Annotated in this window: 18 protein-coding genes; 5 read left to right on the plus strand and 13 right to left on the minus strand. The window is 61.4% G+C overall.

The window, feature by feature from the left end; all coding sequences use genetic code 11:
• Nucleotides 1-28: 28 nt before the first annotated feature.
• The 7 genes from O9X62_RS12125 to O9X62_RS12155 all read right to left on the minus strand — a co-directional run bounded on the left by O9X62_RS12125 (nucleotide 29) and on the right by O9X62_RS12155 (nucleotide 8,412).
• Entirely contained in the window at nucleotides 29-682 is a 654-nt protein-coding gene (locus tag O9X62_RS12125) for an HAD family hydrolase (RefSeq protein WP_269533149.1), read from the minus strand.
• Nucleotides 679-1,392, minus strand: coding sequence for a bifunctional 2-polyprenyl-6-hydroxyphenol methylase/3-demethylubiquinol 3-O-methyltransferase UbiG (gene ubiG, locus O9X62_RS12130; RefSeq protein WP_269533150.1), 714 nt, complete (start codon nucleotides 1,390-1,392; stop codon nucleotides 679-681). Before ubiG ends, O9X62_RS12125 begins: the two co-directional genes overlap by 4 nt.
• Before the next feature lie 23 nt (nucleotides 1,393-1,415).
• Nucleotides 1,416-2,732 carry a TRZ/ATZ family hydrolase gene (locus O9X62_RS12135; protein WP_269533151.1) on the minus strand — a complete coding sequence of 439 codons (1,317 nt, stop codon included), beginning with the start codon at nucleotides 2,730-2,732 and terminating at the stop codon, nucleotides 1,416-1,418.
• Nucleotides 2,733-2,912: 180 nt separating this feature from the next.
• On the minus strand, nucleotides 2,913-4,772 hold the full coding sequence (mnmC, locus tag O9X62_RS12140) for a bifunctional tRNA (5-methylaminomethyl-2-thiouridine)(34)-methyltransferase MnmD/FAD-dependent 5-carboxymethylaminomethyl-2-thiouridine(34) oxidoreductase MnmC (RefSeq protein ID WP_269533152.1): 1,860 nt from the start codon (nucleotides 4,770-4,772) through the stop codon (nucleotides 2,913-2,915).
• Nucleotides 4,773-4,833: 61 nt separating this feature from the next.
• Nucleotides 4,834-6,339, minus strand: a complete 1,506-nt coding sequence (lysS, locus tag O9X62_RS12145) for a lysine--tRNA ligase (protein WP_269533153.1) — start codon at nucleotides 6,337-6,339, stop codon at nucleotides 4,834-4,836.
• 60 nt (nucleotides 6,340-6,399) lie between these two features.
• Nucleotides 6,400-7,504, minus strand: a protein-coding gene (prfB, locus tag O9X62_RS12150) for a peptide chain release factor 2 (RefSeq protein ID WP_269533154.1) whose coding sequence is annotated in 2 segments (ribosomal slippage) — nucleotides 6,400-7,422 and nucleotides 7,424-7,504 — 1,104 coding nt in all. Because the reading frame shifts where the segments join, the coding sequence is not laid out codon by codon here.
• Between the two features lie 35 nt (nucleotides 7,505-7,539).
• Nucleotides 7,540-8,412, minus strand: coding sequence for an alpha/beta fold hydrolase (locus O9X62_RS12155; protein WP_269533155.1), 873 nt, complete (start codon nucleotides 8,410-8,412; stop codon nucleotides 7,540-7,542).
• A gap of 74 nt (nucleotides 8,413-8,486) precedes the next feature.
• Between O9X62_RS12155 and O9X62_RS12160 the strand changes: the two genes are divergently transcribed.
• Complete coding sequence (locus O9X62_RS12160; protein WP_269533156.1) at nucleotides 8,487-8,867, plus strand: MerR family transcriptional regulator; 381 nt, start codon at nucleotides 8,487-8,489, stop codon at nucleotides 8,865-8,867.
• On the opposite strand, the gene rlmB is transcribed toward O9X62_RS12160, so the two are convergent.
• From rlmB to O9X62_RS12180, 4 genes are read right to left on the minus strand one after another with little or no spacing between them, the layout of a single operon-like run.
• Nucleotides 8,864-9,619, minus strand: a complete 756-nt coding sequence (rlmB, locus tag O9X62_RS12165; RefSeq protein WP_269533157.1) for a 23S rRNA (guanosine(2251)-2'-O)-methyltransferase RlmB — start codon at nucleotides 9,617-9,619, stop codon at nucleotides 8,864-8,866. The genes O9X62_RS12160 and rlmB overlap by 4 nt on opposite strands.
• 12 nt (nucleotides 9,620-9,631) lie before the next feature.
• The gene (gene recJ / locus O9X62_RS12170) at nucleotides 9,632-11,317 is read right to left on the minus strand and encodes a single-stranded-DNA-specific exonuclease RecJ (protein WP_269533158.1); all 1,686 of its coding nucleotides are present in this window, start codon (nucleotides 11,315-11,317) and stop codon (nucleotides 9,632-9,634) included.
• 6 nt (nucleotides 11,318-11,323) lie between these two features.
• The gene (locus O9X62_RS12175) at nucleotides 11,324-12,319 is read right to left on the minus strand and encodes a hypothetical protein (RefSeq protein WP_269533159.1); all 996 of its coding nucleotides are present in this window, start codon (nucleotides 12,317-12,319) and stop codon (nucleotides 11,324-11,326) included.
• A 51-nt stretch (nucleotides 12,320-12,370) separates the two neighbouring features.
• Entirely contained in the window at nucleotides 12,371-13,966 is a 1,596-nt protein-coding gene (locus O9X62_RS12180) for a hypothetical protein (RefSeq protein ID WP_269533160.1), read from the minus strand.
• Between the two features lie 134 nt (nucleotides 13,967-14,100).
• Here O9X62_RS12180 and O9X62_RS12185 point away from each other — a divergent pair, with 134 nt between their 5' ends.
• From O9X62_RS12185 to O9X62_RS12200, 4 genes are all read left to right on the plus strand, one after another.
• Nucleotides 14,101-15,342, plus strand: coding sequence for a lipoprotein-releasing ABC transporter permease subunit (locus tag O9X62_RS12185; protein ID WP_374708399.1), 1,242 nt, complete (start codon nucleotides 14,101-14,103; stop codon nucleotides 15,340-15,342).
• Nucleotides 15,335-16,024 (plus strand): lipoprotein-releasing ABC transporter ATP-binding protein LolD, encoded by a 690-nt coding sequence (gene lolD, locus O9X62_RS12190; RefSeq protein ID WP_269533161.1) that lies wholly within the window; start codon nucleotides 15,335-15,337, stop codon nucleotides 16,022-16,024. Before O9X62_RS12185 ends, lolD begins: the two co-directional genes overlap by 8 nt.
• A 6-nt stretch (nucleotides 16,025-16,030) precedes the next feature.
• Nucleotides 16,031-16,885 (plus strand): phosphoserine phosphatase SerB, encoded by an 855-nt coding sequence (gene serB, locus O9X62_RS12195; protein WP_269533162.1) that lies wholly within the window; start codon nucleotides 16,031-16,033, stop codon nucleotides 16,883-16,885.
• Between the two features lie 208 nt (nucleotides 16,886-17,093).
• Complete coding sequence (locus O9X62_RS12200; RefSeq protein ID WP_269533163.1) at nucleotides 17,094-17,288, plus strand: hypothetical protein; 195 nt, start codon at nucleotides 17,094-17,096, stop codon at nucleotides 17,286-17,288.
• Nucleotides 17,289-17,306: 18 nt separating this feature from the next.
• On the opposite strand, the gene O9X62_RS12205 is transcribed toward O9X62_RS12200, so the two are convergent.
• Together O9X62_RS12205 and O9X62_RS12210 are read right to left on the minus strand one after the other, a co-directional pair.
• Nucleotides 17,307-18,200, minus strand: a complete 894-nt coding sequence (locus O9X62_RS12205; RefSeq protein WP_269533164.1) for an alpha/beta fold hydrolase — start codon at nucleotides 18,198-18,200, stop codon at nucleotides 17,307-17,309.
• A 69-nt stretch (nucleotides 18,201-18,269) separates the two neighbouring features.
• Nucleotides 18,270-20,729: a DUF1631 domain-containing protein gene (locus O9X62_RS12210; protein ID WP_269533165.1), complete on the minus strand. Its 2,460-nt coding sequence runs from the start codon at nucleotides 20,727-20,729 to the stop codon at nucleotides 18,270-18,272.
• Between the last annotated feature and the right edge of the window lie 220 nt (nucleotides 20,730-20,949).

A 20,949-nucleotide genomic window follows, 5' to 3' on the forward strand; every position in this document is an offset into this window, starting at 1 on the left:
TGCTGATGAAGAAAGGTGATTATACGGCCTAGACCGGTAATACGGCGAGGAGTTCCAGCGGCGTGGCAATTCGCAGATCGGCGCCCCACTGATCCGGCAGTTCGTCGGCATGGATATAGCCGTAATCGGCTAGCACGGTCGTCATGCCTACCTTGCGGCCAGCTGCGATATCCCGCTCCGCATCGCCGACATACCAACAGGCGCTGGCAGGTACACCGATCACCTCGCAGGCATGCAGCATGGGTTTGGGATCGGGCTTGGGTACACCGACAGTATCGCCAGATACCACCACGGCGGGTGGTAAGGCAAAACCCAGTTCCGGCACCAGTCGATCGGTAAACCGGGCGGGCTTGTTGGTGATGATGCCCCACTGCAAACCCTTGGCAACCAGCTTTTCGATCAGCGGATTGACGCCATCAAACAGGACCGTACGGTCTGCAAAGCCGTTTTCGTAATGGTCCAGAAACCGGATTCGCAAGGCGTCAAATCCCGGATCATCGCGCTTGATACCGAACCCTAGCTCCACGAGCCCGCGAGCGCCGTGGCTGGCAATCGGACGGATCAGCGCATGCGGCACAGGCGGTCTGCCCTCTTCTGCAAGCAGACGATTGAGCGCGCCGCCAAGGTCCAGCGCCGTATCCGCCAGCGTGCCATCCAGATCGAACAGGACAGCCTGGATCACGCTGCCATGCTCCGGCAGGCAAGGAGATAATTCACGCTGGCATCATCATTGAGATGGTAAGTCTTGCGGGCGAGATCGTAGCCCATGCCCTTGAGTTGCACGGCATCAAGCCCGGCATTGCGCGCCATGCGGGTGAGCTCGGAGGGCTTGAGAAAGCGTGCATATTCGTGCGTACCGCGAGGCAGAAGACCGAGTATGTATTCGGCACCGAGTACGGCGTGCAGGTATGCCTTGGGGTTACGGGAGATCGTCGAGAAGAACACCCAGCCGCCGGGTTTGACCAGGCGTGCACAAGCCTCTACTACGCGGGTCGGCTCCGGCACGTGCTCCAGCATTTCCATGCAGGTCACTACATCGAACTGACCGGGCATCTCGGTGGCCAGCACCTCAACGGGTACGCAACGGTATTCCACCTTCACGCCGGACTCCAAGCCATGCAAACGGGCAACCTTGAGCGATTTATCGGCAAGATCGATGCCGGTGACGGTGGCACCCGCCTGCGCCATGGCCTCAGCCAGAATACCGCCGCCACACCCCACATCGAGTACGGTTTTACCGGCCAGGGTGGCGAAGCCATCGATAAATCCCAGACGCAAAGGATTGATTTCGTGCAGCGGCTTGAACTCGCTGTCCTTGTCCCACCACTTGTGGGCCAGATCAGCAAACTTGGCCAACTCGGCCGGGTCGACATTCGTGTCTTGGGTGGTCATGCGGTGGCTTTCGGATTCCGGTTTCATGCCGCGGGCTGGGTGATGCGGTGCTGCCACCAGCGGCCCTTGGCTGCAATCTGGTCGGCACTCAGGGTGGTGAGTACGCGGTTCTGCATGAGGCAGCGTCCGGCCACCCAGGTGTGGCTGACCTGTTCGCGACCGGCGGCGTACACAATCTGCGAAATCGGGTCGAACACGGGCAGGGTTTCGAGTGCAGCGAGATCAATGGCAATCATGTCGGCCTGCTTGCCGGCCAGCAGACTGCCGATCTGATCCCCTTTGCCCAAGGCTCGGGCACCGGCGAGCGTGGCCATTTCCAGTGAGCTTGCAGCATCGAGTGCGGTCGGGTCGGTGGACTCGGCCTTGGCCAGCAAGGCGGCCATGCGCAGATCGCCAAGCAGATCGAGCTTGTTGTTGCTGGCGGCGCCGTCAGTACCCAGGCCCACATTCACGCCAGCACGGTGCATGGCAGTGATGCGTGCAAAACCCGATGCCAGCTTGAGGTTGCTAGCCGGGTTATGCGCCACATGTACGCCATGCTTGGCGAGCAGGTCGATTTCGGTATCGTTGGCATGCACCACATGCGCGGCAATCAGGTTCGGCCCCAGCAGGCCCAGATTGCGCAGGCGTTCCAGCGGACGCACACCATATTGCTTGATGCTGCCCTCGATCTCGTCCCGGGTCTCATGGATATGGCAGTGAACCAGCAGATTCAGTTGCTCGGCCAGGGTGATGATCTTGCTGAAGGTTTCATCCGCCACCGTGTAAGGCGCGTGCGGCGCCAACGCAAAATCAACCAGCCGCTCGCCTTGGAATGCATCGCGGGCGCTGAGCGCCTTGCCGATGTAGTCGTCGGCATTCAGTGCATAACCGGTGGGGAATTCCAGGATCGAGCAACCGACCACCGTGCGCATGCCGGCCATGATGGCGGCACGGGCAACGGCATCGTGATGGAAGTACATGTCGTTGATGGTGGTGGTGCCACCACGGATCATTTCGGCTATTGCATGCAGCGTGCCGTCAAACACAAACTCGTCCGACACATGGCGCTTTTCAGCCGGCCAGATGTGGTGATTAAGCCAGTCCATCAGGGCCAGATCATCGGCCAGGCCGCGCAGCAGGCTCATCGCGGAATGGCCATGCAGATTGACCAGCCCCGGCAGCAATGCGTGATCGGCCAGTTCCACATGGCTGGCGTCTGCATAACGGCGACGGGCTTCGTCACTCGTGAGCACAGCTTCAATATGCTCATCCTTCATGACCAGTGCGTGCTGCTCAAGCACCGTGCCCTTGGGTTCAACGGGAATCAGCCAGCGGGGGTGGAGTACGGTCAGCGACATGAGCAATACCTGTATTTACGATGGCCGATTCTACCAGCCGAGGCTTTGGCTGGATATTTGTGCCAGTGGCTGTCGAGCAGGCCTGAATCACCGCGTCGGGATTCTTGGGCATGCGTCGCTGCGTGAATGAACACTTTTCTGGAGCGAGTCGCCAATTCAATGCAGATGAAGGCCGCAGGTTCAGAGAAAGCGGGCCGGGTCCACCGCCTGGACCAGTTCACGCGGCAGCGGCAGCGGTTCGCCTTCGATCTGGCTGGCGAGCAGTTCGGCCATCAAACCGCTCCAGACCAATCCGCGGGCACCAAACCCGCTGATCACATACAGGCCAGGCTGGCGTGGCGCCAGATGGAGGCTGCCTGCATGTTTAGACTGAAAGGCGCCGGCATCCGCGACTGGGCCAACCACAGGCAGCCGGTCGGCGGTGCCGGGGCGCTCGCAGCGGCGACCGGCCACCAGCGATTCGGCGTTCAATGGCACCCCCATCTCCGCCAGCAGTGCCAGATTGGCGGTGTGCAGTTCCGCATCCGTCTGCCCCGGTGAGGCCGGCGAGGAGCCCAGGCAAGCCGTGCCTTCAAAGCCCGGCGTGAGATAGCCCGCCCGGCAGACCACGGCTTGGTTGGCTGGCAGCGCCACGCCAGCCAGATGGCTGACATAGCGTGTGTCACGCCCTAATGCCAGTGCTGGCGCAAAGCGGCTTGCATCGGCAGCATTGGCCAGGATCAGCACCGGTGCCTCTGCCAGCAGCTCGCCCTGCGCATCACGAATCTGCCAGTCCCCGTCCTTGCGTTCAATCTGCGTTACCACCCTGCCCCACTGGTGCTGCAAATGCTCACCGCAGCGATCCAGCAGCGTCTGCACCAATGCCCTTGGCTGCACCCAGCCGGCCTGGGCAAACCACAAGCCGCCCTGGCTGACCGGCGCACCAGCCAGCGCGCTCGCCTCGCTGGCATCGACATGGCGCGCCAGCGTCGGCGGATAAGCCAGTTCCACCGGGATGGCCGCAAAACGGGCCAACTCATCGGCATGGCGGGCAATCTGCAAGGCGCCACTGGGGTGCCAGCCTGTGAAGTCCAGCTGCTTAAACCAACGCAATCCATACAGGAATGCGGCGCGCGCCAATCGGGTTTGCGGATTGTCGTCTGCTGACACCACGGGGCGATATGCACCGGCCAGGTTGCCCGATGCGCCTTGGGCGGGGCCGGTGTTGCCATCCACCAAGGTCACTCGCCAACCGCGCAGGGTGAGTCGCTCGGCCACCGCCGCCCCGGCCATGCCGGCCCCGATGATGATCGCGCGTCGCTCGCCCTGATAGGTTTCATCGGTACGCCGGCCGCGAAACACACCGGTGAGCATCTGCCGCTTGCTCCCAAAGCCGGCCTGACGCTCCACAGCAAAGCCGGCCGCCTCCAGACCGCGACGTACATGGCCGGCAACCGTATAGGTCGCCAAGGTCGCCTCGCTGGCCGCAAGCCGGGTGAACTGCTTGTAGAGGGCCTCCTGCCAGAGCTCGGGATTTTTGGCGGGCGAGAAGCCATCCAGAAAGAAGGCGTCCACCCGCGCCGGCAGACGCGGCAACCAGTCGAGTGCATCACCCAGCAATAACGTCAGCGTCACGGCACCACCATCGAGTTCGATGCGATGGATGCCGGTGACCAGCTCGGGCCAGTTGGCCTGCAATTGCGCCGCCAGTTCCGCCAGATCGGGCTCGGCTTGCAGCAAGCTCGCATGCAAATGAGCCAGATCGGCGCGGGTGAACGGGTGCAGCTCACAGGAAATGAAGTGTAGCCGCCGCGTGCGGGCTGGATCGCGACGCCACGCCTGCCAGGTCGCCAGAAAACTCAGGCCCAGGCCAAAGCCGGTTTCAGCGATAACGAAGCGATCCCGCCCCTGCCAGCGCTGCGGTAGGCCATTGCCGGCCAGAAATACCGAACGTGCCTGTGCCAGCCCGCCCGATTGCGAGTGGTAGATATCGTCGAACGCTGGCGAGTACGGGATACCGTCTTTGGTCAGCGCGAGTTGGGCGGCTTGGAGTCCGATCATGGTGGGCAATGCAAAAAGGCGCGGAAAACCGCGCCTTTTTTCCTGTTGGCCTTATGTGGCATCAATCTTCGCGGCGCATCTGCGGGAACAGGATCACGTCACGGATGCTCGGGGCATCGGTCAGCAGCATGACCAGACGGTCGATACCGATGCCGCAACCACCGGCGGGCGGCATGCCGTATTCGAGCGCCTTGATGTAGTCGGCGTCGTAATGCATGGCTTCATCGTCGCCGGCGTCCTTCTGGCGGACCTGGTCGAGGAAACGCTCGGCCTGGTCTTCCGGGTCGTTCAGTTCCGAGAAACCGTTGGCCAGCTCACGGCCCACCACAAACAGCTCGAAACGCTCGGTAATGCCGGGGCGGCTGTCCGAACCACGGGCCAGCGGCGAGATTTCGACCGGGTAGTCGATGATGTAGGTCGGATCCCACAGCTTGGTCTCGGTGGTTTCCTCGAACAGGCTGAATTGGAGGCCCGAAATGCCGCTAGTGGCAAAACTCTTGCCACCCAACTTCTCGATCTCGGCCTTGAGCCATACGCGATCATTGAGCTGCGCTTCGCTGTAGTGCGAGTTGTACTTGAGGATGGCCTGCACCACGGTGAGGCGCTCGAAGGGCTTGGACAGATCCACCATCTTGCCCTGGTATTCGATGACGGCATGGCCATTCACGGCACGCGAGCACTCGCGGATCACCTGTTCAGTCAGGTCCATCATGCGGCGGTAGTCGCAGTAGGCCTCGTAGAACTCCATCATGGTGAACTCGGGGTTGTGGCGCGTGCTCATCCCCTCATTGCGGAAGTTGCGGTTGATTTCGAACACGCGCTCCATGCCACCCACAACCAGACGCTTCAGATACAGCTCCGGCGCAATGCGCAGGTACAGCGGCATATCGAGTGCGTTGTGGTGCGTCACGAACGGCTTGGCGGCAGCGCCGCCCGGAATCGGGTGCATCATCGGCGTTTCGACTTCGAGGTAGCTTTCGCTCACCATCACTTCGCGCACCTTCTGCACGATCTTGCTGCGCTTGATAAAGGTATCGCGGCTTTGCTCGTTGGTGATCAGGTCGAGGTAACGCTGACGATACTTCTGTTCCTGATCGGTCATGCCGTGGAACTTCTCGGGCAGCGGACGCAACGACTTCGCCAGCAGGCGGATCTGCGTAGCCTGCACGCTCAGCTCGCCGGTCTTGGTCTTCATCAGCGTCCCAACAGCACCGACGATATCACCCAGATCCCAGTGCTTGAACGCAGCCAGCGCTTCTTCGCCGACCTTGTCGAGCGCGATATAGAGCTGGATACGGCCCGAACCATCCTGCAGCGTGGCGAACGCCGCCTTGCCCATGACACGCTTGAGCATCATGCGGCCAGCCACCGAGACTTCGATCGCATCGGCTTCCAGCGCTTCTTTCTCCGCGCCATCGTGTTTGGCATGCAGATCAGCAGCCAGATGCTTGCGCTCGAAATCGTTGGGGAATGCCGGACCCTGTTTGCGGATTTCAGCCAGTTTGGCGCGGCGTTCGGCCATCAGCTGGTTGTCGTCTAGGGTCAGGGGGCTGTCTTGTTCGGCCATGATGTGCTCTTGCTTCGAGGATTGTTCGAATCTTGCTTTGCGTAATGACTAAGGCGGCAATCAGACGCCTTGTTTGAGGCTGGCCTCGATGAAGATATCGAGATCGCCATCCATCACGCCCTTGACGTTGCCCACTTCCACATTGGTGCGCAGATCCTTGACGCGGCTCTGGTCGAACACGTACGAGCGGATCTGGTGGCCCCAGCCGATGTCGGATTTGCCGGCTTCGAGGTTCTGCTGGGCTTCCATGCGCTTGCGCAGCTCGGCTTCATAGAGCTTGGCGCGTAGCATCTGCATGGCTTCTTCACGGTTGCGGTGTTGCGAGCGGTCGTTCTGGCACTGCACTACAATGCCGGTCGGGTTGTGCGTGATCCGCACGGCCGAATCGGTCTTGTTGATGTGCTGGCCACCAGCACCTGAGGCGCGATAGGTATCCACGCGCAGATCGGCCGGGTTGATTTCGATTTCGATGCTGTCGTCGACTTCAGGGTAGATGAATACCGAGGTGAACGAGGTATGGCGGCGCGCGTTCGAATCGAACGGCGACACACGCACCAGACGGTGCACGCCGGTTTCGGTACGCAGTCGGCCATAAGCGTATTCGCCGCTGATCTTGAGCGTGCAGCTCTGGATGCCGGCCACTTCGCCTTCGGACTCTTCCATCACTTCAACGGTAAAGCCCTTGCGCTCGGCGTAGCGGATATACATGCGCATCAGCATGCCGGCCCAGTCCTGGGCCTCGGTACCGCCCGCGCCCGACTGGATGTCGAGGAAGCAGTTGGCCGGGTCCATCGGGTCCGAGAACATGCGGCGGAATTCCAGATCGGCGATCTTGGCCTCGGCTCCAGCGATATCGTCGGCCACGGCTTGTACCGTATCCCAGTCCGACTCCTCACGTGCCATGGCGAACAGGTCGCCGCTGTCGGCCACGACCTGGCTGATCTCGTCGAGTACGAGCACCACGCCTTCAAGCAGCTTCTTTTCCTTGCCCAGCTCCTGCGCCTTCTTGGGGTCTTCCCAGATGCTCGGGTCTTCGGTCAGGCGGTTGACTTCTTCGAGGCGGTCTTTCTTGCCTGCGTAGTCAAAGATACCTCCGCAGCTCGTCGCCACGGGCGGCGAGGTCGGCGAGGGAGTTATCGATCTGGTTGAGGCGTTCGGCTTCCATGGCGGCTACGGGATCTGGCTGGCGGAAACCGGCGATTATACCCCATGACCAGCCGAGGCATGGCCCGACGAGGCATCCACCTCGATGTCCGTCCCAGCCAGCCAATCGGTCACCCGCGCCCAATGGTGGGCATTGGCTGTACGGAAAAAGCCAAAGTGTCCCATTGGCTTTGCCGCAATGTGCTCACAAGTTATCTGGGCACCCGGGAAGTGGGACAACAGATGCGCCACCTGCGCTACCGGGGCGTAGGCCGTGTCGTCTTCAATTGTCAGCGCCCGGACCGAACCCCGATAGCGCTGATAACCAGACACATCCAGTTGAGGATCATCAAACAGATAATCCGGGCGCAGGCTCCAGTCCCGCCAATCTTGGGCTACGCCAGCAGGAAGCGCAGCCCCCACACCCAGCCATGCCGGTGCAAACCCGAATACGCGCAGTGACAGTGGCACAGCAAGTCGCCAGGCCGCCAGCATTCTTGGCCAATGCATCCAGCTATAGCGACGCCAGTAGCAGGTTCCCGATGCGATGAGCAGCGTGGCAGGTACAGACTGAAATGCCGACGCCAGTCCGGTGAGATGTCCGCCTGCACTGTGGCCCAGCAAGCGCACCCGATGCCAGCCGTCGGCACGAGCAGCCGCCAAGCCCAATGCCGCATCGAGATCGTACCGGCCCCAATCCCTCATCCTTGCAGGATCGCGCGCAGGATGGTCGAAACTCGACTCCCCGATACCTCGAAAATCGAATGTCAGCACTTCCCATCCCTTGCTAGCCAAAAAGGTTGCCAGCGGGGAGTAGAACTGGCGGCGTACGCCAAGTGCGCCGGAGATCACCACAACCCCTCGCGACGCACCGTTTACGCCGAACCAGGATGCCGACAACTGCCGACCGTCTGAGCACGTAATTCGCATGTCTTTTCCCTCGTCTGTTCAAGTCGAGGCACATGCTAGAGTGTCAAGCTGGGTTGACAGTCAAGCAGGAAACAATGCGAATTGCAGAACTGGAGACAGCGAGCAACTTGCCACGCAGCACGATTCGCTACTACGAGCAGATCGGACTTTTATCGCCCGTCCGGCGTGATCAGAACGGTTATCGGACCTATGATCGGCACCACCTGACCGAGCTGATTTTCATCAGCAAAGCACAGTTCGTCGGCTTCACCCTCGACGAGGTGCGCCCAGCGCTGGATAAGTTGCGTGCCCCACCCGAGCACTGCGAAGCGCTACTGGCAAGCTTGCACAACAAACGCCGCGAAATCCTGCTCATTATCGAGCAGGAGCATCAGCGCCTGGCAACACTTGACCGCTTGATTGAACGCTTTGCAGGCGGCGATCCACCCGCTGCAGCGCCTGTGCAAACACCTTAACGCCTGGCTTCACCTGCCATGACACGCTGGCGCCGCGTCTCCGCCACGCAAATGCCGCTGGCCACCGAGACATTGAGGCTCTCCACCGAGCCAAACATGGGAATGCTGACGAGGACATCGCAATGCTCGCGCGTGAGCCGGCGCATGCCCTGCCCTTCGGCGCCCATCACCCAGGCCAGCGGGCCGGTCTGGTCGAAGTGGAACAGGTCGGTTTGCGTATCCATATCGGTGCCGGCAATCCAGATGCCTGCGTCCTTGATATCGCGCAGCGTACGCGCCAGATTGGTCGCCACGATGTAGGGCACCACTTCGGCTGCACCGCATGCCACTTTGGACACCGTGGCATTGATACCTACCGATTTGTCCTTGGGCGCAATCACCGCATGGACGCCCATGGCATCGGCCACGCGCAGGCAGGCGCCGAGGTTATGCGGGTCAGTAATGCCGTCCAGAATCAACAACAGTGCGGGTTCTGTCAGGTCTTCGAGCACGTCTTCGAGGGCGACGACCTGCTTGTTGGCGTCGATCACGGCTACCACGCCCTGATGTCCCAGATGTCCAGCCAAGCCATCGAGCCGCGATACCTCCACCGGCATGATGCGGATGCCTTGCTGCTCGGCCAGCTTGAGCAGGCCCGTCATGCGTGGATCGTGGCGCTCCTTGGCTACGTAAAGTTCAAGCACGCTGCTGGGCAAGCGTGACAGGCGGGCAGTCACGGCGTGGAAGCCATGCAGAACACGTTTATTGGCCATGAGTCGAATTCCTTACTGAGCAAAATCGAGCAGCAACTGCAAGCTGCGCCTGCCCTGCCACTCGTTGACGGATAACTGGTACACGGCATCCACCTGATCGGGCAGTGGTTCATCGTGCTGGAAATACATGGCATCGAACTGCTGGCCGCGGCCATTCGCCAAGGACAGCTTGAGGTGCTTCTCGCCCACAATGCGTTGCTGCACCACGCGGAACTGCCCCACAAACCGTGGCGCCGGGAAGCCTTGACCCCAGACACGGCCATCCAGCCGTTCAGCCAGATCCAATGTCATGGCGGCGCTATCGAGTTCGCCATCGGTTTCAATCGTGCGGTGCAGTGCTTGGGCATCCATGAGTTCCCGGCAAACGGTCTCGAATGCCAGCGCAAAGGGCTTGAGTGCCGCTTCGCTAGCCAGCGTGAGCCCGGCTGCCATGGCATGTCCACCAAAGCGCTGGATGAGTTCGGGATGGCGTTTGGACACCAGGTCCAGCGCATCGCGCAGGTGCAGACCGGGTATGGAGCGCCCCGAACCCTTGATACCGCCCTCGCCGGCATCGGCAAACACGATGGCCGGCCGGTGGTGCTTATCCTTGAGGCGACTGGCCAGCAACCCCACCACGCCTTGGTGAAAATCGGCATCGAACAAGGTAATCGTGTACTGGTTGCCCACATCCACCTTGGCCAGCGTGGCTTCGGCCGCGTTCTGCATGCCGGCTTCAATATCACGGCGTTCACGGTTGAGCTGATCGAGCTGGCGCGCCATGGCCAGTGCCTGATCGGCATCATCGGTAGTGAGACAGGCAATGCCCAAGCTCATGTCGTCGAGCCGGCCCGCGGCATTGAGGCGCGGGCCAAGCATGAAGCCCAGATCAAACGCACTGGCACGGCGTGGCTCGCGGCCAGCGGCGCGATAGAGTGCATCAATGCCGGCACAGGCCTTGCCGGTACGCATCCGTTTGAGACCCTGATCGACCAGGATGCGGTTGTTGGCATCGAGCTTGACCACATCGGCCACCGTGCCCAAGGCAACCAGATCCAGCAATACCGCCAGATTCGGGCCCGATTCTTCACCGAATGCGCCACGTCGGCGCAGTTCTGCACGCAGCCCCAGCAAGGTGTAGAACATCACGCCCACCCCGGCCAGATGCTTGCTGCCAAAGGTACAGCCTGGCTGGTTGGGATTGACGATAGGCGCATCGGGTAAGGCATCGCCGGGCAAATGGTGATCGGTCACCAGCACCTCAATGCCTAGCGCCTTGGCGCGCGCCACACCGGCAACGCTGGCGATACCGTTATCCACGGTCACAATCAGCTTGGGTTTGCGCGTAGCGGCAAGGTCAACGATTTCGGGTGTAAGGCCATAGCCGTACTCGAAGCGATTGGGCACCAGGAAATCCACCACGGCACCCAGCAAGCGCAGGCCGCGCAGACCCACGGCACAGGCAGTGGCACCATCGGCATCGTAGTCGGCCACGATCAGGATGCGTTCTTGCGCGGTAATCGCATCGGCCAGCCTTGCGGCTACTGCACTCAGGCCTAACAAACCATCCGGCGGAAGCAGGTGGCGCAGCTCGGTTTCCAGTTCGCCTGCATCATGCACGCCACGCGCAGCGTAGACGCGGGCCTCCACCGGGTGCAGGCCTGCTTGCAGCAAGGCTTGCTCGGCATCGGCGGGAACAGCTCGGGTCAGTATCTGCATGGCTGGTCAATCCGCCACTGGTTCAGCCAGCAGCTTGCGCAAGTTGACCGGTCGACGCCAGATTTTCCAGCGATCAGCGCGCGAAATCCGGACACTCAAGCCTTGCCGATGCCCCGGCAATATCAGGTTGAGCCCCTCACTCTGCATGGCCGGGCCCAGCCACCGCGTCTGCAGATCGGCCAGTGCGGCCTGCCAACCTGTCACATCGCCACGACGCGCGAACTCGCTCAAGTTGTCGAGCCAGACGATGCTGTCCGGTGCCGCTTGATCCAGCGAATCGGGCAGATCGCAAATCACTACGCCGGCCGCGTGCGCCAAGGCGCGTATATCGAAAGCCCGAGCATGCAATGTGTGGCAGGTAGGTGCTCCGACTCGCACCACCGGCCCCTCGCCCCACAGCCAGATTGAATTGACAGTAGGCCGGCCGGACTGCTCGCGCAGATCGTTAACGGGATGGGTGTACAGCAGCATCTGCATTTCATTGAGCAGCTTGTGCCATTGCAGCGCGCGCGGGCCGGTAGGCAGATGCTGATGGATGTTCTGACCTACAACCGCGTGCAGCGGCGTGGTCAGGCAATCTGCCGGCTGTGGCAACTGCACATACCAGCGCGAGGGCGTCGGTGCATGAAAACGCATGCCGTCCTCGGCGTAGAGCTGGTTCAGCGATGTCACCAGCGCATCCGCTTCGGACTGACTGATCGCCAGCAGGGTAGCGTCGAACAGCAAGGCACGATCACGATCCGCGCGCAGGTGTACGGGATCTGCGCGCAACCAGTGGCCGTCCTGTGCATCAGGCATATCCATCGCGAGGCCCGCCTGTGCCATACCGGCGCCAGCCAAGCCCAGTGCCTGCAATGGCCAGACTGCCGTGGCACCGGGCAGTGTGCTCACGGTGGCACGGCCCAAGGCGGCGGCGAGTGTTGCGATATCCATGCCGTCCAGCCAGGAGAAACCGGGCTGGGCAGGCAGATACAGATCGGGAATGACGAGGGTGATGGACATCGGTATCACTGGCTGGGCAAGTCGCAAGGCACGCGCCCGGCAAATCGCGGTTTAGGGATTCGGCGCCGGGTTGGCCGGCGCGGCTGGCTCGGCAAGGGCAACACGTTCAACGCGGTAAATCACGCAGTCGGCACCGATTTCCTGCTGGCTGATGACACGCAAGGCCAAATCACCTTCGCGGGTTGCAGGTACACCGTAGGTTTTACCCAGATCGAGCTGAGGTTTGGCAACGATCAACAAATGATGATTACCGTTAAGCGCTTCCGGGCGCAGATAGAGCCCCAGCAGGTTGTCCCAGGCCTGTTGCTCAGTGACCATTTCCCACTGCGATACCTTGGCGCGAACGGTAAGGCGTACCGACTCGGGGTCTTTGGCCAGCAGTTGTACGCCAGCCTGCACTTCGTTCTGCCCACGCGCAATCGCGCGACGCACCAGGCCGATGCGCCAATTGGTGTCGCGGTCAGTCTTCACCCCGATCAGCATGCCCACCTTGACCCAGCCGCTATGACGGGCAATCTGCAGGCCAACGCCCGTAGCGCTCACATCCTCCACCATGGCCCGTTCCACCGTGGTTTCATTGGTGCGCGTCTTGCTCGGCTGCGTCGCCTGTATGACCAGACGACGAATCGCGCCAAAGTCGTAGCAGAGAGTCACTGCACCACTGATGGCCGTCCGCTCGGCCTGGCGCTTCACATCGCGGCCTGTCCAGCGATTCTTGAGATACTTGATGACCGCCAGCGTTTCGGCCAGTTCAAGCTGACCATTCGGGTCCATCTTGGGCGGGACCTTGTGCTGATGCACGATCAGGTTCTCCAGTGCCACCAGCTCGATCACTGCGCGCTCAAGCCCATAGTAGAGGCCCTTGCCCTCCATCTTGGTCTGCGTCGGTACACGCGTCAGCACTGTGGGAGGATTGTCGTCATCGCCACTGCGACCGAACGGGGTGTTGGCAGAGTGTTGATCGCTCACCTGAATGAAGCTCGCCAGCGTATCGGCAACGCGGTCGGCAATCAGCAACTGCCGGCCCTGCAGATCGGGCGTCAGGGTGCGGGAAAGCAAAACCAGATGCGCCAATTGCTTCTGCAGCCTGCCGGCTTCGCCATCCGCCTTGCCCAACCAGGCGCGGAAGCCGCCACCAAGACCCAGCGAGAACTCCACCGCGGGCTGGATGTCATGCCAAGGCAAACGATCCATCTTGGGTTCGCGCACGAAACGCACAACATGGTCTCGGCCTACCCAATAGAGCCAGTTCGCCACCACCGCCTGAACCAACGGCGCATTGCCCGGTTTCTTGCCCAGCTCGGTCAGATCACGGCGTAGCGCATCGCCATAGGCGGCCACAATCACGGAACAGAATGGCACCGTACTCTGAAGCAGCAGGTTCAATCGGGCATGGTTGTGTTTAGCCTCCACCATGCCAGCCATGGCGGCCTCAAGGATGCCGCGTAGCGTGGGATCAATGGCGCGCAGTATCGTGAGTCCGTCGCGGCGTTTCTCCGCGTGACGCTGCTCACGACGCAACCACTCGCCCACCGACTGCATAGCCTGCACCGGCGCAAGCGTGGCAGCGCTCTCCACCGTGGCAATGGCACTGCTTAGACGGGATTCCCTGCCAAAAGGCAGGAGTTGCTTGAATTGATCGAGCATGGGCAACCAGCAAATCGGAATGGTGACAGTTTAACTTGGTCGTCAATCCCCGCCAGAAGTTTGCACATCAGCGCGGCAGAATCACCGTGCTCTGTGGCACACTTCGCGCTCCCAAACGCAGCGAATTCCTCAGCGTGATGTCTTTTGAATGGCTTATCGGCCTGCGCTACACCCGCGCCAAGCGCCGTAATGGCTTTATCTCGTTTATCTCCGCAGCCTCCATGGCCGGCATTGCCCTGGGCGTGATTGCATTGATTACCGTGCTGTCTGTCATGAACGGTTTTCAGCGCGAGATCCGTGGCCGCATCCTTGAAGTGGCCTCCCATGTGCAAGCCAGTGGCGATGGCGGCCGACTCAGCCAGTGGCCACAGGTTGCCGAACGCCTGGGCAAAGAACCCGGCGTGCTAGCAACGGCACCTTATGTGCAGGCGCAAGGACTGGTCTGGGCCAACGGCAACACGCAAGGCGCGATGGTGCGCGGCGTATTGCCCGCCGACGAGAACCGTGTCGCCGGCATTGGTAAACATATGGTGGCCGGCAAGCTTGAAGCCCTGCAACCCGGCGAATTCAGCATCGTACTGGGACAGGAATTGGCACGCGCCCTCAATGTAGGCCTGGGTGAAAAGCTCACCATGGCCATACCGCAGGGCAACATCACCCCGGCGGGCATGATGCCGCGGCTGCGCAGTTTTACCGTGGTGGGCATCTTCCGCATCGATATGTACCAGTACGATGCCGGCCTCGCCTTTGTGCACCTGGCCGATGCCCAGCGCCTATATCGACTTGGCGACGCCGTCAGCGGTGTGCGCCTGAAGATCGACGATCCGCTCGCGGCGCCCGAGATGGCTGCCCGCATCCAGCAACGCAATCCCGGCCTGTGGATGAGCGACTGGACCATGGAAAACGCCAACTACTTCCGTGCGGTGCAAGTCGAAAAACGCATGATGTTCCTGATCCTGACGCTGATCGTGGCGATTGCTGCTTTCAACCTGGTTTCAAGCCTGGTCATGACAGTGACCGACAAACAAGCCGACATCGCCATCCTGCGCACCTTGGGTGCCAGCCCGGCCAGCATCCTCAAGATCTTCGTGATTCAGGGTGCCAGCATCGGCATCGTCGGCACCGTGGTTGGCGTCGTGGGGGGCGTGCTGCTGGCGATGAACGTGGGCAATGTGATCGGATTCTTCGAGAACCTCGTCGGCGCCAAGGTGCTCTCGCCGCAGGTGTACCTGATTTCCGAGCTACCCAGCGAGGTACTGCCCGGCGACGTCGGCCTGATCGCCACGATATCGCTACTGCTTTCGTTTGCCGCCACGCTTTACCCGAGCTGGCGCGCATCACGCATCAACCCTGCCGAGGCGCTGCGCTATGAGTGAGCCGATCCTCTCGGAAACGATCCTTTCGGCACGGGGCCTGAGCCGCACCTACCCCGATCTCGACGTGCCCGTGCTGGGCAGTGTGGATATCGATATCCATCGTGGCGAACAACTGGCGATTGTGGGCGCGTCGGGTTCGGGCAAGAGCACCTTGCTCCACTTGCTGGGCGCACTCGACACGCCCAGTGCCGGCAGCTTGACCATAGCCGGCGACGATCCGTTCAAACTGTCCGAATCGCGCCGCAGTGCACTGCGCAACCGGATGATGGGCTTCGTCTACCAGTTCCATCATCTGCTACCCGAGTTCAGCGCGCTGGAGAACGTGGCCATGCCGCTGCTGATCCGGCGCGAGAGCCGCGCCGTAGCCCATGAGCGTGCCGCAGCGATGCTGGCACAGGTTGGCCTGGGCCACCGGCTCGATCACAAGCCGGGTGAACTCTCGGGCGGCGAGCGCCAACGGGCCGCCATGGCACGCGCGCTGGTCACTGAGCCGGCCATACTCCTGGCCGACGAGCCCACCGGCAATCTGGATCGCAAGACCGCGCAACAGATCTTCGAGCTGATGCTGGATCTCAATACCCGACTCGGCACCGCCCTGGTCATCGTCACCCACGACATGGAACTGGCCGCCCGTACTGGCCGCGTGCTGACACTCGCCGACGGCAATCTGCAATCACACTGAACCGCCATGCAAAAACTCGTCATCCAGGCGACCGAGATCGCCACCCAGCACCTCAAGCAGCTCGCCCATCTGATCGGCGCTACCCAGATCGACGCCGTGCGCCCCGGCCAACTGGGCCATCAGGCTTTCAAGCTCAGCCCAGCCGATCCTGCCAAGCTAGCCGAGGTGGCGACATTCTGCGACGAAGCCGCTTACGACTATGCGCTGCTCCCCGCCAACGCCACGCTGGCTGATATCGGCCTGGTGGTCATGGATATGGATTCGACGCTGATCACCATCGAGTGCATCGACGAAATCGCCGATATGCAGGGCATCAAGCCGCAAGTGGCCGCCATTACCGCGCGCTCCATGCGGGGCGAGCTGGATTTTCGCCAGAGCCTCACTGAACGTGTGGCACTGCTCGCAGGCTTGCCGGTAACCGCACTCGACGCGGTGTACACCGAGCGGCTCAAACTGATGCAGGGTGCAGAAACCATGCTGCGCGTCCTGCACGGAGTCGGCGTACGCAGCCTGCTGATTTCAGGCGGTTTCACCTTCTTTACCGAGCGCTTGCAAACCCGCCTGAACCTGAGCCACACCATCGCCAACGAGCTGGAAGTCATCGATGGCAAGCTCACCGGCCGGGTGCTCGGCGACATTGTGGATGCCCAGCGCAAGGCCGACGAGCTAGTCCGCATGCGCGATGAACTCGGTTTGCGCGCGGATCAGGTGATCGCCATGGGCGACGGCGCCAACGATCTGCTGATGCTGGCAGCCGCCGGTTACGGCATTGCCTGCCATGCCAAGCCGGTGGTCCAGGCCCAGGCGCGCTTTGCGATCAACCACACCGGGTTGGATGCGGCGTTGGCGTACTTCGACTGAGTTGCTGCTTAGCAGCATTTGAAGCACATCACCAGTACAGCAAAACAGCGTATTTTCAACAAGTTATTTAAAATCAATCAGATAGAGCATCTACTTTAGATTGCCGCTCACGACAAATGGTGGCGTTTTGTTGTTGCACCGCACAAAACTACACACCAGAATGGTTACGTCATTCACGAGATGACTTGTCATTCAAAGGAGCGTCACGATGATCCTGCCTACCGGTTTTACCCACGCCTTCGTGGATTTCCTGTCCCGCCTGGAACTCGCCACCTACCCGGCTGCCCTTTCGCCCAGCGAGTATCGCTATCCCGATAGCGTTCATGACGAAGGCTTGAAGGCCGACCCTTACTGCGCCGCACAGGCCGGCACACCTGTCTACACCCAGATCAGCTACCGCTGAGTAACCCATTGCTAGCCGTCATGGCGCGCACAGGAACACGGCAATCCGCTCGGCCACTTCAGCGGGCGCATCATGATGCATATTGTGGCCACCGTGGCCGAGCACCGCATAGTCCAGCGAAGCAAAGCAGGCACGCCTTGCTGCAAACTGATCCGGCGTTTCAGCGAGCCACTTGAGCATCGGCGTCTCCTGCGCGGCCAGCCACAGCACCCTGGCCTGCACCTCGCGCCAGCAGGCCTGCGCCTCCTCAAGTCGATAGAGCACAGGATTCACCCACTTGTGACGTGGATCGGCGCGGTAATGCACCTGGCCGTCACGCTGTTCGGCCAGTTGCGTCGCCAGCCAGAGCGATTGCTGTGGACTCAGGCCGGGGGAATTGCGGCGTACCCGCTGCGCCATATCGGCCATATCCGCACGCGGCCAGATTGCTGCATCGACACGCCGTTGATCGAGCCAGCGCCGGTAGCGCGCCGGTGCATCATCGGGCTGCGTTGCCGGCAATCCAAAGCCTTCCAGCGATACCAGTTTACGCACCCGCTCGGGCCGGATACCCGCGTACAGGCAGGCAATGATACCGCCCATGCTGTGGCCCACCAGCGTTACCGGGGTATCGCCGCCCAAGGCATCAAGCATGGCATCCAGATCCGCCAGATAGTCCGGAAAATAGTAGCTCTCGCTCGCCCAGTCGCTGCCGCCAAAGCCGCGCATATCGGGCGCCACCAATTGGTAATCGAGCAAGCTGGCCGGCGCGGCATCGAGCATGAACTGGAAAGTCGCAGCGCAGTCCATCCAGCCGTGCAGCAAGATCAGCAAGGGGCCATCGCGCCGGCCCCAGCGCCTTAACTGGTACTGGCGGCCGTGCAGCGTGAGCGATTCGATTGTGGCGGGATAGACAGGTGTGTAGACGGACATGGCGGGCATCGGCGTTGGGCGTGATGGCAGATTACCATCCGCGCCCGCAAACGATGCCGCCGATGCGGATCAGGCGGCTTGGGCCTGGAACATGCCGATCATGCTGCTGACCGCACGCTCTACTGATGGTCCGCTTTCGATCAGGCTGGCATCGCCGCGACGGAACATTTCGATCAGTTCCTGCAAGGTGAATTCCAAACCATTCTCGCCCTGACGATTGGTAAACAGGAAGCGGCTCTTGCGCGGACTCACCCAAGCTAGCTTGGCGCGAGTGAGGTTACCGTCTTCATCGGTAAACTCCACCCACGCACCGCGCTTGAGCTGATTGCTGACCACATCGTCGTAGTCCTGGTATTTATCCAGGCCCGCATCCCAGGCAAGGTTGCTGTTCGACAGCTCGAAGCCCGAAGTACCAGACTCCATGTCCACTGCGGGCAAATCGCCCAGCCCGAGGTCAAAACCGGTTTGCGGTGGTGCCAGATTGATCTGCGCTACCACAGGAGCCGGAGGTACGGCAGGCGTCGGCGCAGGCGGCGGTGCAGCAGTACCGATGACCACCTGCCCCGGCACCCATTCCTGAGGCGCCGGCGCGGCAGGCGGCTCGCCTTGCTTGAGGCCGGACTTGATCGCATTGGCATGGCTATGCACCAGCTCGGCAAAGAACGCTTCGCGTTCAGCCCGATCCACGCCCGCATCCTCGGTTGCCCGCTCAAGACGACGCAACAGCTTGGGCAGCAGGTTGACCAGCTTGAGGCGCTCTTCCACGCCAACCTTGGGCGTGACGCTCCAGCACAGGTCGTCAAATGCCTGAATGGCGTCGGGCCAAGCCTGGGGCTCGGTATCGTTCACCCGGGCGGCATGCCGCAAGACGATCTGCCACTGGTTACGCGCAAAATCACGGATCAGGTCGGGCAGCTCGCCAGCCGCGAGCAGTTTCTGGCTGATGGCATGCTCGGCCTGCTTGGCCGCCAGCTCCTCGCGTTCGGCAGCAGCGAGTTCGGCAGCCGCCGCTTCCGCGCTCTCGTCGGCGCGCAGCTCTTCCTCGACCAGAAACTGTTCCAGCTCGGTGAACGTCTGATCGAACAGGTCGATGTTCTCATCGAACTCCACCACGATGCGTTCAACCAGGGCGGCAATCTTGCGGTAGAGACGATCATCCAGACCGTCAGCCTCGTCCCAGCCCAGCGCGGCTTCAGCCAGGCGATCCAGCAGACGACGGGTGGGATGCTGCTTGCGGGCGAAGAACTTGCTGTCGAGCATCGCCACCTTGAGCACCGGAATCTGCAGGCGCCCGATCAGCGCCTTCATGGGCGCCGGGATGTTGCGATCATCGAACAGGTTGTCGAACAACATGGCCACGATATCGATGGTCATGGCATCGACGTGACCCAGCGAGTTCGCCAGGTTGGTAGTCTTGATCTGATGCAGGATATTGGCAGACCCAGCGGCAAGCGCATGGGCATCCAGTTCGCCCGGATCACTCAGGGCGCTTTCGATACGGCCCTGCTGAAGCAAGTTCAGCGTGTCAAGAAAGCTTTGCCCGACATTACCCTGCCAGACCGGTGCAGGCTGTGCTTCCTGTGCGGCAGCTGAGCCACCACCGAGCAGGCCGGGTTGGCCCTGCATCATCTGCATCTGGTTCAGGCTGAGCAACTGCTGCAGCACGCCCAGCAGCTCTTGCTCGTTACCTACCGCATACGCGGGCAGATCGGAGCCCGCCGCCTGCGATTGGGCAAACCCGCCCGCACCGAATCCGACTTGCGAAGCATAGTTGGCAACGAGCTGAGCCGGGTCCATCTCTGTGCCCGCCGCACCTTGGCCCTGCCCTGGAGATGCAGGATCGCTGCGGCGAGGTTGATTGGGCGCACGGCGGCGGAAACCCGCCTTGGGCAACACTGGCATGATGTTGCGCTGGACCAGAAAGCTATTGAGCTTCTGGTAAACATTCGGGACGTTCTCGGCCGCCAGCTGCTCGAACTGGCGCAAGACCAAAAGTCGGACATTCATGTCCGACTCGATCTTCATGCACGCATTACGGAAAGCATCCACCACGGCCTGCGGGCTCATGGGGTTATCTTCGCGGCTCTCTTCCGGCAGCTGCATCAGGTGGCCGATGCGGAAGTTCAGCGCATTGAGTTCATCGCCCAGCTTGGATTTGAGCTTGGTCGCAATATTGGCGGCGGCGAGATCTTCCTCGTGCTCGTCCTCGGCAACCAGAGAGAGTTCCAGATTGTCGAAGTCCAGCTTGTCAAAGCTGGCAGCTTCTTTCTTGTTGCCCTTCATGGCACGGTCGAAGCCCTCGACAAAGCGGCGGCGGAACTCTGCTTCAATCTCGCTGCGGCGCGTCTGGGCATGACTGCGCGCTTCCATGTACATATTGTAGGAGTCGCGATCGAGGGCCTTATCCGCCAGATCGAACAGCGATTCCTCGATGCGGTCGAGCATCGTCTTGAGCGACTTGGACAGCAAATCGGCTGCCAAATCACGGCAAGACATCAACATGTTCAGGGATTCAGGCTTCTGGTCCATCGCTCGCGCTTGGCCCGCCGCCCGGACGCGACTATTTGCCGCCCCAGGAAGAGAGGTAGTGAGGTTCAAATCGGCTGCACTCATCGCGGTTCTCCAGCCTCCGCAACGGGCCCCATCGATCGCATGGTAGCACCGCACGGCGATTGCGCATGACCAAGGGAGCGAACCGACGGCTGGAACACTCACCGCCGGGTGTGTGATCAGATGAATCCGTCGTATC

Source organism: Chitinimonas sp. BJYL2 (assembly GCF_027257935.1).
Taxonomy (GTDB): Bacteria; Pseudomonadota; Gammaproteobacteria; order Burkholderiales; family Chitinimonadaceae; genus Chitinimonas.